The following is a 12,066-nucleotide window of genomic DNA, read 5'->3' on the forward strand; positions in this document are numbered from 1 at the left end:
TACCGGTGGGTTCAGCCTTCGGTCAGCCTGACGCGCGAGAACGGCTCGTCCAGCTGCGGCGACGTCGGGTAGGAGGCCACGCGCGGGCCGGTGGCCAGGGCCGAGATCGGGTAGACCAGCGGCAGCGCCGGCAGGTCGAGGGCCATGGCCCGAACGACACGGCGGAACAGGCCGCGGCGCGCGTCGTCGTCGGTCTCGGCCGCCGCCGCGTCCACGTCCTCGACCACGCGCGGGTTGCGGTAGCCGGTCTCGGCGCGGCCCGAGCGCGCGAAGGGCTCGAGGAACGCGTGCGGGTCGCGGTAGTCGCCGGTGCGGCCCATCAGGTGCAGGGCTCGGGTGGGCCGGGAGACGACGGCGTGCAGGTAGTCCTGGTCCTCCGGCACGGGCACGGGCACGATGTGCATCCCCACCGCGCCGAGGTCGTGCGAGACCATCGCGTAGACCCGCTCCGGCTCGGGCAGGGAGGGACGGGCCGTGCCGGCCGGGTAGAGGAACTCCAACGGCTCCCCGTCGTATCCCGCCAGGTCGAGGAACTCGCGGGCCCGGTCCGGGTTGACGTCGTAGCGCCGCGCCTCCTCGTCGCCGACGCCGAGGGACGGGGGGACGATGTCGTGGGCCAGGCGGGTGCCCTCGAGGAAGACGTCGCTGCCGGCGATGCGCGGGCGATCCACCGCGTACGCGATCGCCTGGCGCAGGTACTGCGCGCGCACGAGCGGATGGTCCAGGTTCATGCCCACGTAGAGCACGCCCAGGGGGTCCCGGGGCAGCACCTGGGTGCCGGCCTCGACGAGGGGGCGCAGCTGGCCGGGGGCGACGACGTCGATCACGTCCGCCGTGCCGCGCCGCAGCTCCCGCAGGCGCACGGAGGCCCGACCCCACGCCTGCACGGCCACCGGGTACGCTGCCGGATCGGAGCCGCGGTGGCGGGCGCTGGGGACCAGGATCGTCGCGCCCGAGGCACCCGGGTGGGCGCGCGTGAGCTCGGCGGTCTCCGCGGCGTCGGCCCAGCGGTAGGGGCCGGTGCCGGCGGGGGTGGTGACCTCGGAGCCGTCCACGTCGACCGTGCGGTCCCACGAGGCCGGCGAGGAGATCGCGAAGGCCGGCGAGGCCAGCGCGGCCGCGAGGTGGCGGCGGGGGGAGTGCAGGCGCAGCCGCACCTCGAGCTCTCCGTGGGCCTCGACGCCGGCGAAGGCGGAGTCCGCGTCCCCGGCGTATCCGCCGAAGGCCGAGACGAACGAGGAGGGCGGGGTGACGGTCCCGTCCACGGGCGCGGGGGCAGCGGCCCACCGCTCGATGTTCGCGACCACGGCGGCGGCGTCGCACGGCTCGCCGTCGTCGAACACCACCCCGGAGACCAGGTGGAACGTGTGGAGGCGGCCGCCGTCGGACTCCTCGTGCCGCTCGGCGAGGTGGGGCGTGGGGGCGCCGGTGTCCGGGTCCACACCGAGCAGCGTCTCGAAGACCTGGCGGATCAGACGGAAGGACTCGACGTCCAGCGCGCGGGCCGGATCCCGCGTCAGCGCCCGCGCCGGGGCACCGACCACGAGCAGCCGGCCTGGTCCCGAGGAGGTCGGGGCGGCGGTGGACGGCGCCGCGGGCGACGTCGTGCAGCCGGCCACGCCCAGGCCGAGCAGGCCCAGCCCCCCGCCGAGGAAGGCGCGGCGAGTGGGCTGCATGGCGGCCTCCTCTGGCAGGTGACGTCGGGATCGGGCGGGCCCGGGGAGTGCGGGCGGGGGGACTCGAACCCCCACGTCCAGGACACTGGAACCTAAATCCAGCGCGTCTACCAGTTCCGCCACGCCCGCGCACACCCCGCGCACGGGGCGAGGCCCGATCCTACCGTGCGGTACCGGGGCGCGTCGGGCGCGGATCAGGCCTCGTCGAGGCCGAGGGTGCGGCGCAGTCGGGCCACGTGGCCGGTCGCCTTCACGTTGTACTGCGCGTGGGTGACCTTCCCGTCCGGGCCGACGACGATCGTGGAGCGGATCAGACCCTCGAAGGTCCGCCCGTAGTTCTTCTTCTCGCCCCAGGCGCCGTAGGCCTCGGCCACCGCGTGGTCCTCATCCGAAAGCAGGGGGAACGTCAGGCCCTCCTGCTCGGCGAACCGGATGATCTTGCCGATCGGGTCGGGGGAGATCCCCAGGACGACGTAACCGGCCGCGGTGAGGGAGGCGAGGCTGTCCCGGAAGTCGCAGGCCTGCGTCGTGCAGCCGGGCGTGGACGCGGCCGGGTAGAAGTAGACGATCGTGTGCTTGCCCGCGCTGTCGCGCAGCGAGACGGGCCGGCCCTCCTGGTCCTGGAGGGTGAACGCAGGTGCCGTGTCGCCGGGCTGGAGGCGGTGCTGGGTCGTGTCGGTCATGGGCCCCAGCCTACGGTGGGGCCTGCCGGGGAGCGGGGACGAGGAAGGCCCCGTCTCCGTGGAGACGGGGCCTTCGCTTCGTGTGGTGCACCCCCCGGGACTCGAACCCGGAACCTGCTGATTAAGAGTCAGATGCTCTACCGGTTGAGCTAGAGGTGCAGGTGCCGCACCGCCTCTCGGATCTCTCCGGTGCGCCGTGCAACGAGGTGAAACCCTACCAGGGGTTTCAGACGCCGTGCAAATCTGGGGGCGTGACGTCCGTCGTGTCCGGCTCCGGGGCCGCGTAGAGGCGGTCCAGCTCATCCATGAACGCGGTCATGAAGGCGTGGAAGTCGGTGGCGTCCTCGGCCTGGTCGAGCTCCGCGGTGCCGTCCTCCGTGAGGTCGCCCACCGGGACGCGCGTGTGCTCCGGGACGTCGAACCACGTGCGGAAGCCCGTGACGGTCTCCACCTGATAGCCGCTGCCCGTGTCCGCCACGGTGGCCACGTTGGCCAGGCCCACCTCGACGACGTCGGCGCCGTCCGCGGAGGCCTCGGTCACCGGGCCGTGCGGGTCGTCCTCGGCCACGCCCGGCGCCCGGCGGTTGTGGTCGTCCGGGGTGGAGGTGGGGTCGAACGGGCACAGCAGCATCTCGAGCGGCTGGTGGCGGTAGCCGATGACGAGGGGGGAGGAGGAGCCCGAGGGCTGGCCGTAGACGACGTTGTAGTCGCCATGGTTGAACACGCGCGCATCGAAGACGCGGCGCAGCCGTCTGTGCAGGGTGGGCGTGTCCATGGCTCCAACGTACGCGGACCCGTCCGCACGTGTCATGCCGCCGCACCCGTCACACGGGGACGTCGCTCCGGCCCGGTGGCGCCGTGCTCACTAGACTCCGCGGCATGGACTCCGCCGCGTCGACTCCCAGCACCCCGTCCGCCGCCCCCGACATGAAGCCGCGCTCGCGCGACGTCACCGACGGCATGGAGCGCACCGCCGCCCGCGGCATGCTCCGCGCGGTCGGCATGGGGGACGAGGACTTCGGCAAGCCGCAGATCGGCATCGCCTCGTCCTGGAACGAGATCACCCCCTGCAACCTCTCCCTGGACCGCCTCGCCCAGGCCTCGAAGGACGGTGTCCACGCCGCCGGCGGATATCCGCTGGAGTTCGGCACGGTCTCCGTCTCGGACGGCATCTCCATGGGCCACGAGGGCATGCACTTCTCCCTCGTCTCCCGCGAGGTGATCGCCGACTCGGTGGAGACCGTGATGATGGCCGAGCGCCTGGACGGCTCCGTCCTGCTCGCCGGCTGCGACAAGTCGCTGCCGGGCATGCTCATGGCCGCCGCCCGCCTGGACCTGGCCTCCGTGTTCGTCTACGCCGGCTCGATCATGCCGGGCGTCGCCCGCCTGACCGACGGCACCGAGAGGCAGGTGACCATCATCGACGCCTTCGAGGCGGTCGGCGCCTGCGCCCGCGGCCTCATGTCCGAGGAGGACCTGCTCCGCATCGAGAAGTCCATCGCCCCGGGCGAGGGCGCCTGCGGCGGCATGTACACCGCCAACACCATGGCCTCCATCGGCGAGGCCCTCGGGATGTCCCTGCCCGGTTCCGCCGCCGCCCCCTCCGCGGACCGTCGCCGTGACGCCTTCGCGCGCCGCTCCGGCGAGGCCGTGGTGAACATGCTCCGCCAGGGCATCACGGCCCGGGACATCATGACCAAGCCCGCGTTCGAGAACGCGATCGCCGTGACCATGGCCTTCGGCGGCTCCACCAACGCCGTGCTGCACCTGCTCGCCATCGCCCGGGAGGCGGGCGTCGACCTGCAGCTGTCCGACTTCAACCGCGTCGCCGACCGCACCCCGCACATCGCCGACCTCAAGCCGTTCGGCCAGTACGTCATGACGGACGTGGACCGCATCGGCGGCGTCCCCGTGGTCATGAAAGCCCTGCTGGACGAGGGTCTGCTGCACGGGGACACCCTCACCGTCACCGGCAAGACCCTCGCCGAGAACCTGGCAGCGCTCGATCCGGACCCGGTGGACGGCAAGGTCATCCGCACCATGGACGACGCGCTGCACCCCAACGGCGGCATCGCGATCCTCCACGGATCGCTGGCCCCGGAGGGCGCCGTCGTGAAGTCCGCCGGCTTCGATGCGGACGTCTTCGAGGGCACCGCGCGCGTCTTCGACCGTGAGCGCGCCGCCATGGACGCCCTCGAGGACGGGACCATCGCCGCCGGCGACGTCGTGGTCATCCGCTATGAGGGCCCGAAGGGCGGCCCGGGCATGCGCGAGATGCTCGCGATCACCGGCGCCATCAAGGGGGCGGGGCTGGGCAAGGACGTCCTGCTGATCACCGACGGGCGCTTCTCCGGCGGCACCACCGGCCTGTGCATCGGCCACATCGCCCCCGAGGCCGCCGAGGGAGGGCCGATCGGCCTGGTGCAGGACGGCGACCGCATCCGCGTGGACATCGCCGGACGCACCATGGACCTGCTCGTGGACGAGGCCGAGCTCGCCGCCCGCCTCGAGTCCTGGGAGCCGGTGGCGCCGAAGTTCACCACGGGCGTGCTGGGCAAGTACGCCAAGCTGGTGCACTCCGCCGCCGAGGGCGCCTACCTGGGCTGAGGCCCGGTCGGCCCGCACGCCGCGACGAGCAGGGGATGAGCATGCACGAGATCGACGCCCGGGCCGGGGGACCCGCGCCGCGTCCCGGGCGGGAGGCGCGCTGATGGAGGTCGTCATCCTGTCCGACGCCGCCGGCGTGGACGTGCAGCTGCTCGCCGCGCAGACCCGGCGGGACGACGCCCGCTTCTTCGACGGCGACCTCGAACTCGCGGGGGAGTACCGCCACATGGGGGAGGCCAAGCCGTCCTGGCAGGGCCTCTGAGCGCCCCTCGTCCATCGACCCGTCCACCCCGGAAGGTGCATCCGTGCCCGCCTCGCTCCCTCACCGGCCGCGCGCCGAGCAGGCATCGTCGGTCGTCGCATCCCCGTCGGTGCTGCGCGCGGACCGCGTCCATGACGGCGAGTGCCTCGGCGGCCCCGGCTGGATCGCCCTGGCCGAGGGCCGCGTGGTGACTGTCGGGACCGGCGACCCGCCGCGCACCCGCGGCCCCGTCCACGACCTCGGCGACGGCCTCCTCGCTCCCGGCTGCGTGGACGTGCACTGCCACGGCGGCGGCGGACACGCCTTCGAGTCCGGTGCGGCCGCGGCACGCGCGGCGGCCGCGGCCCACGCCCGTGCGGGCACGACCACGGTGGTGGCCTCCCTCGTCACGGACCACGTCGATGCGCTCGCGGAGCAGCTGACGGCCCTGACGCCCCTGTGCGCGGAGGGGGTGCTGGCCGGCGTGCACCTTGAGGGTCCCTGGCTCTCGCCCCTGCACCGCGGCGCACACCGGTCCGCGTCGCTGCGGGCGCCGGCGCCCGAGGACATCGCTCGCCTCGTCGAGGTCGGCGCGGATCACCTGGCGATGGTGACGCTGGCGCCCGAGCTGCCCGGGGCCCTCGACGCGGTGGACCGGTTGGCGGAGGCGGGCGTCGTCGTCGCGATCGGCCACACGGACGCCTCCTACGAGACCACGCGCGCGGCGATCGACGCGGGGGCGCGGATGGCCACGCACCTGCACAACGCGTGCCGGCCCGCCCACCACCGTGAGCCCGGGCCCGCCGTCGCCCTGCTGGAGGACCCGCGCGTGGGGATCGAGACCATCGTGGACGGCGTCCACCTGCATGCGGCCACGGTGCGGCGGGTCGCCCGGGAGGCCGGGGAGCGGTGGATCCTCGTCTCGGACGCGATGGCCGCCGCCGGCTGCGGCGACGGCGAGTTCCCCCTCGGGCCGCTGCGGGTCCGGGTCCGCGACGGCGTCGCGCGGGTGGTCGGCGCGGAGGGCGCAGCCGGGGCCATCGCCGGGTCCACGGCCACGGTCACCGGCTCGGTGCGCTCCGCCGTCGCCACCGGGGTCGACCTCGACGCCGCGCTGCGGGCGGCGACGGCCGCGCCCGCGGACGCCCTGGGGCTCCCCGACGTCGGCCGGCTCCGAGCCGGGAGCCGAGCGGACGCCGTCGTCTTCGGCCCGGAGCTCGAGGTGCGCGGGGTGCTCCGTCACGGAACGTGGGTGAAGGCGGCCGCCCCCACGGCGGCTGACTAGGGTGGGCTCAGGCCCGGGATCCGACCTCGACCGCCCCGTCGTCTCACGATGTGACGCTTTATCTCACATTGCGAGACAGTCGGGTGGTCGATGGCGGACGAGGCGCCCGGCTGTCGATACTGAGACCACCCCCGAAGGACCCGGCGGCCGTGTCCCCACCTCAGACTCCGCCACGCCGGCCCGATCCGTCATCGACGCGGCCACGGTCCCCGACGCCCGACGGATCCGAACGACGACCGTCCGACGCCCCGCGCCGGACACGCAGCGACGAACGCAGTGAGGTGACCCCATGAGCACGACCCCCCGCGACGCCCGCGCGGCGGTCCCGCAGGTCCCGACGCCGGCCTCCCGCCCGACGGAGACCGCCCGGGCCCAGGAGCGCCGTCCGGCCCCCCGGCCCGAGATCGTCGAGCCGCGTGTGCCCGGCGAGGGCTCCCGCGTCGAGCCGACCCGGATGACCGGCTCGCAGGGCATCATCCGCTCCCTGGAGGAGCTGGGGGTCACGGACGTGTTCGGGCTGCCCGGCGGCGCCATCCTGCCGACCTACGACCCGCTCATGGACTCCGACCAGATCCGCCACATCCTCGTGCGCCACGAGCAGGGCGCCGGTCACGCGGCACAGGGCTACCACCTGGCCACCGGCAAGGTCGGCGTGGCCATCGCCACCTCCGGTCCCGGCGCCACCAACCTGGTGACCGCCATCGCGGACGCCCACATGGACTCCCAGGCGGTCGTGTTCATCACCGGCCAGGTCTCCTCCGCCGCGATCGGCACGGACGCCTTCCAGGAGGCGGACATCGTGGGCATCACGATGCCCATCACCAAGCACTCCCGGCTCGTGACCCGGCCCGAGGACATCCCCCAGGCCCTCGCCGAGGCGTTCCACATCGCCGCCACGGGCCGGCCCGGGCCCGTGCTCGTGGACGTCACCAAGGACGCCCAGCAGGGCGAGTTCGAGTTCGCGTGGCCGCCCCGGATCGACCTGCCCGGCTACCGCCCCGTCCTGCGCGGCCACCCCCGGCAGATCCGCGGGGCCGCCCGGCTGATCCGCGAGGCCCGGCGCCCCGTGCTGTATGCGGGCGGCGGCGTGGCCCGCGGCGAGGCCCATGAGGAGCTGCGCGCCCTCGCCGAGCTCACGGGCGCCCCCGTGGTCACCACGCTCACCGCCCGCGGCGTCTTCCCCGACTCGCATCCCCAGCACCTGGGCATGCCGGGCATGCACGGCGGCGTCCCCGCCGTGGCCGCGCTCCAGCAGGCCGACCTGCTGATCACGCTCGGCGCCCGCTTCGACGACCGCGTGACCGGTCACCTGCCCTCGTTCGCCCCCGGCGCCCGCGTGATCCACGCGGACATCGACCCGGCCGAGATCTCCAAGAACCGCACCGCGGACGTGCCGATCGTCGGCCACGTCAAGGAGATCATCCCGGACCTGGTGGCCGAGCTCGCGACGGACACCGAGGCGCTGCCCGACCTCGCCGACTGGTGGGCGGTGCTGCGGCGCCTGCAGGACACCTACCCGATGGGCTGGACCGAGACCGAGGACGGCCTCCTCGCGCCCCAGGAGGTGATCTCGCGCCTGTCGGCCCTGTCCGGCCCCGAGGCCACCTACGTGGCCGGCGTCGGCCAGCACCAGATGTGGGCCAGCCAGTTCGTCGCCTACGAGCGTCCGCGCCAGTGGCTCAACTCGGCCGGCCTCGGAACGATGGGCTTCGCCGTCCCCGCCGCGATGGGGGCGCAGGTGGGCGAACCCGACCGCGTGGTCTGGGCCATCGACGGCGATGGCTGCTTCCAGATGACCAACCAGGAGCTCGCCACGTGCGTGATCAACCGCATCCCCATCAAGATCGCGGTGATCAACAACTCCTCGCTGGGCATGGTGCGCCAGTGGCAGACCCTCTTCTACGACGGGCGCTACTCGAACACGGACCTCAACACGGGCCATGACACCGCCCGGGTGCCGGACTTCGTCAAGCTCGCCGACGCCTACGGCGCCGCGGGCCTGCGCTGCGACCGCCGGGAGGACCTGGACGACACCATCCGCCGGGCCCTCGCCATCGACGACCGCCCCGTGATCGTGGACTTCGTGGTCTCCCGTGACGCCATGGTCTGGCCGATGGTCCCCGCGGGGGTCAGCAACGACGCGATCCAGGTGGCCCGGGACATGACGCCCGACTGGGACCAGGAAGATTGAGGAGGGCAACCGATGGAACGCCACACCCTGTCCGTGCTCGTCGAGGACGTGCCCGGCACCCTGACCCGCGTGGCCGGCCTCTTCGCCCGGCGCGCGTTCAACATCCACTCGCTGGCCGTGGGCGTCACGGAGGTCGAGGGCCTGTCCCGGATCACCGTGGTCGTCGACGCCGACACGGACCTGCTCGAGCAGGTCACCAAACAGCTGAACAAGCTGATCAACGTGATCAAGGTCGTCGAGCTCACGCCCGACTCCTCTGTTCAGCGCGACCACCTGCTCGTGAAGGTGCGCGCCGATGCGGCCACCCGCGGCCAGGTCGTCCAGGCGGCCGACCTGTTCCGCGCCCACGTCGTCGACGTGGCCCCGGAGTCCCTGACCCTCGAGGCCACCGGCACCCGTGACAAGCTCGAGGCCTTCCTCGAGATGATGGAGCCCTACGGCGTGCGTGAGCTCGTCCGCTCGGGCACCCTCGCCCTCGCCCGGGGGCCGCGGTCCATGACCGACCGCGCCGTGGCCCGCTGACCGTCCCGATCCACCCATCCCGTGAGGAGAACAGCATGACCGTGAAGAAGTTCTACGACGACGACGCCGACCTGTCGATCATCCAGGGCCGCACCGTGGCCGTCATCGGCTACGGCTCCCAGGGCCACGCCCACGCCCTGTCGCTGCGCGACTCCGGCGTGGACGTGCGCATCGGCCTCGCCGAGGGCTCCAAGTCCCGCGCCAAGGCCGAGGCCGAGGGCCTGCGCGTCGTCGACGTCGCCACCGCCGCCGCCGAGGCCGACCTGATCATGATCCTCACCCCGGACCAGGTCCAGGCCGACGTGTACGACCAGCACATCGCCGGCAACCTGCAGGAGGGCGACGCCCTGTTCTTCGCGCACGGCTTCAACGTGCGCTTCGGCTACATCCAGGCCCCCGAGGGCGTCGACGTCGCCCTGGTCGCCCCCAAGGGCCCGGGCCACGTGGTGCGCCGCGAGTTCGAGGCCGGCCGCGGCGTGCCCGCGCTGATCGCCGTCGAGAAGGACGCCTCCGGCCAGGCCCACGCCCTCGCCCTGTCCTACGCCAAGGCCGTGGGCGGCACCCGCGCCGGCGTCATCGAGACGACCTTCACCGAGGAGACCGAGACCGACCTGTTCGGCGAGCAGGCCGTGCTCTGCGGCGGCGCCTCCCAGCTCGTGCAGTACGGCTTCGAGACCCTCACCGAGGCCGGCTACCAGCCCGAGATCGCCTACTTCGAGGTGCTGCACGAGCTGAAGCTCATCGTCGACCTCATGGTCGAGGGCGGCATCGCCAAGCAGCGCTGGTCCATCTCCGACACCGCGGAGTACGGCGACTACGTCTCCGGCCCCCGCGTCATCACCCCCGACGTGAAGGAGAACATGAAGGCGGTCCTCGCCGACATCCAGTCCGGCGCCTTCGCGCAGCGCTTCATGGACGACCAGAAGGCCGGTGCGCCCGAGTTCAAGGAGCTCCGCGCCCGGGGCGAGGCCCACCCGATCGAGAAGACCGGCCGCGAGCTGCGCCAGATGTTCTCCTGGCTCAAGGACGCGGACGACGACTACACCGAGGGCACTGCGGCCCGCTGAGCCGCCCGAGCCCCCGACGCCGGCCCCGGGCATCGCGCTCCGGGGCCGGCGTCGCATTCCGGCCACGGTCCGGTCACGCGTCTAGGCTCGAACCGGAGCGCGGGCCGGCCCGCCTCCCATCCCACCGCACCACACCTCCAGGAGCACCCGTGAGCGCAGCCCAGCCCGTCGTCCTGATCGCCGAGGAACTCTCGCCCGCCACCGTCGAGGCCCTCGGCCCCGACTTCGAGATCCGCCGCACGGACGGCGCCGACCGCGCCCGACTCCTCGAGGACCTGCGCGACGTCGACGCGGTGCTGATCCGCTCGGCCACCCAGATGGACGCCGAGGCGATCGCCGCCGCGCCGCAGCTGAAGGTCATCGCGCGCGCGGGCGTCGGGCTGGACAACGTGGACGTGCCCGCCGCCACCGAGGCCGGCGTCATGGTCGTCAACGCGCCGACGTCGAACATCATCTCCGCCGCCGAGCTCACCTGCGGTCACATCCTGGCCGCCGCCCGCAACATCGCGGCCGCCAACGGCTCGCTGAAGGCGGGGGAGTGGAAGCGTTCGAAGTACACGGGCCTCGAGCTGTACGGCAAGCGGCTGGGCGTGATCGGCCTGGGCCGCATCGGCGCGCTCGTGGCCGAGCGCATGAAGGCGTTCGGCATGGAGATCCTCGCCTACGACCCCTACGTGACCACCGCCCGCGCGCAGCAGCTGGGCGCGAGCCTCGTCGACCTGGACGAGCTGCTCGAGCGCGCCGACGTGGTCACGATCCACATGCCCAAGACCCCCGAGACGGTCGGCATGATCGGCGATGAGCAGTTCGCCCGCATGAAGGACACCGCGATCATCGTGAACGTGGCCCGCGGCGGCCTGGTGGACGAGGACGCCCTCGCCCGCGCGCTCGAGGCCGGGACCATCGGCGGCGCCGGCATCGACGTCTTCAGCTCCGAGCCGGCCACGGACCTGGCGTTCTTCGCCCACGACTCCGCCGTCGTCACCCCCCACCTGGGCGCCTCGACCGCCGAGGCCCAGGAGAAGGCGGGCGTCGCCGTCGCCGGCTCCGTGCGCCTGGCCCTCTCCGGCGAGCTCGTGCCGGACGCCGTGAACGTGGCCGGCGGCGCGATCCACGAGGACGTGCGCCCCGGCCTGCCGCTGGCCGAGAAGCTGGGCCGCGTGCTCACCGCGCTGGTGGGTGAGCAGTCCATCACGGCCGTCGAGGTGGAGATCGCCGGTGAGATCGCCGAGCACGACGTCTCCGCGATGCGCCTGGCCGCCCTGAAGGGCGTGTTCACGGACATCGTCTCGGACCAGGTCTCCTACGTGAACGCCCCCGTGCTGGCCGAGCAGCGCGGCGTCGAGTGCCGCCTCACCACCACCGCGGTGTCCGAGTCCTACCGCAACACCGTCACGGTGCGCGCCGCGACCGCGCAGGGCACCCAGACCGCCGTCACCGGCACGCTCACCGGCCCGCGCCAGGTGCAGAAGCTCGTGGGTGTGGACCGGCACGAGCTCGAGGTGCCGCTGGCCGACCACCTGCTCGTGTTCGCCTACCAGGACCGCCCGGGCGTGATCGGCGTCCTGGGCCAGGCCCTCGGGGTGCAGGGCGTGAACATCGCCGGCATGGACGTCTCGCGCGACGACGAGGGCGCCGCCCTGGCCGTGCTGACCCTGGACGGGGCGCTCTCCGGGGACACCGCGGCCACGCTGGCCGCGGCCATCGGCGCCGCCCGTGCGGCCGAGGTGGACCTCTCCGTCTGACCCGTCGACGCCCGGGCGGGCAACACAGGGCCCGTGTGCGTGGCCCTGT

General features: G+C 73.4%; 10 protein-coding genes and 2 tRNA genes. 7 read left to right on the forward strand and 5 right to left on the reverse strand.

Annotated elements, in window-relative coordinates:
• Positions 1-11: 11 nt before the first annotated feature.
• The 5 genes from MLUT_RS15750 to MLUT_RS15770 all read right to left on the reverse strand — a co-directional run bounded on the left by MLUT_RS15750 (position 12) and on the right by MLUT_RS15770 (position 3,134).
• Positions 12-1,676, reverse strand: coding sequence for an ABC transporter substrate-binding protein (locus tag MLUT_RS15750; RefSeq protein WP_010078987.1), 1,665 nt, complete (start codon positions 1,674-1,676; stop codon positions 12-14).
• Between the two features lie 48 nt (positions 1,677-1,724).
• A tRNA-Leu gene (locus MLUT_RS15755) sits at positions 1,725-1,805 on the reverse strand.
• A 65-nt stretch (positions 1,806-1,870) separates the two neighbouring features.
• The gene (gene bcp, locus MLUT_RS15760) at positions 1,871-2,359 is read right to left on the reverse strand and encodes a thioredoxin-dependent thiol peroxidase (protein WP_010078986.1); all 489 of its coding nucleotides are present in this window, start codon (positions 2,357-2,359) and stop codon (positions 1,871-1,873) included.
• Positions 2,360-2,442: 83 nt separating this feature from the next.
• Positions 2,443-2,518 (reverse strand) — tRNA-Lys (locus MLUT_RS15765).
• Positions 2,519-2,585: 67 nt separating this feature from the next.
• Positions 2,586-3,134, reverse strand: coding sequence for a hypothetical protein (locus MLUT_RS15770; RefSeq protein ID WP_010078985.1), 549 nt, complete (start codon positions 3,132-3,134; stop codon positions 2,586-2,588).
• A gap of 104 nt (positions 3,135-3,238) precedes the next feature.
• On the opposite strand from MLUT_RS15770, the gene ilvD reads away from it, so the two are divergent.
• The 7 genes from ilvD (at position 3,239) to serA (ending at position 12,017) form a co-directional block, all read left to right on the forward strand.
• On the forward strand, positions 3,239-4,966 hold the full coding sequence (gene ilvD / locus MLUT_RS15775) for a dihydroxy-acid dehydratase (RefSeq protein ID WP_010078984.1): 1,728 nt from the start codon (positions 3,239-3,241) through the stop codon (positions 4,964-4,966).
• A gap of 103 nt (positions 4,967-5,069) precedes the next feature.
• A complete protein-coding gene (locus MLUT_RS23895; RefSeq protein WP_010078983.1) occupies positions 5,070-5,228 on the forward strand; it encodes a hypothetical protein in 159 nt (52 codons plus the stop codon).
• A gap of 43 nt (positions 5,229-5,271) precedes the next feature.
• The gene (locus tag MLUT_RS15780) at positions 5,272-6,492 is read left to right on the forward strand and encodes an N-acetylglucosamine-6-phosphate deacetylase (RefSeq protein ID WP_010078982.1); all 1,221 of its coding nucleotides are present in this window, start codon (positions 5,272-5,274) and stop codon (positions 6,490-6,492) included.
• Positions 6,493-6,781: 289 nt separating this feature from the next.
• Positions 6,782-8,683, forward strand: coding sequence for an acetolactate synthase large subunit (locus MLUT_RS15785; protein WP_010078981.1), 1,902 nt, complete (start codon positions 6,782-6,784; stop codon positions 8,681-8,683).
• Between the two features lie 12 nt (positions 8,684-8,695).
• On the forward strand, positions 8,696-9,205 hold the full coding sequence (ilvN, locus tag MLUT_RS15790; RefSeq protein ID WP_010078980.1) for an acetolactate synthase small subunit: 510 nt from the start codon (positions 8,696-8,698) through the stop codon (positions 9,203-9,205).
• A 35-nt stretch (positions 9,206-9,240) separates the two neighbouring features.
• Positions 9,241-10,272: a ketol-acid reductoisomerase gene (gene ilvC, locus MLUT_RS15795; RefSeq protein ID WP_010078979.1), complete on the forward strand. Its 1,032-nt coding sequence runs from the start codon at positions 9,241-9,243 to the stop codon at positions 10,270-10,272.
• A gap of 149 nt (positions 10,273-10,421) precedes the next feature.
• The gene (gene serA, locus MLUT_RS15800) at positions 10,422-12,017 is read left to right on the forward strand and encodes a phosphoglycerate dehydrogenase (RefSeq protein ID WP_010078978.1); all 1,596 of its coding nucleotides are present in this window, start codon (positions 10,422-10,424) and stop codon (positions 12,015-12,017) included.
• The last annotated feature ends 49 nt before the right edge of the window (positions 12,018-12,066 follow it).

It is taken from the genome of Micrococcus luteus NCTC 2665, assembly GCF_000023205.1.
Classification (GTDB): domain Bacteria; phylum Actinomycetota; class Actinomycetes; order Actinomycetales; family Micrococcaceae; genus Micrococcus; species Micrococcus luteus.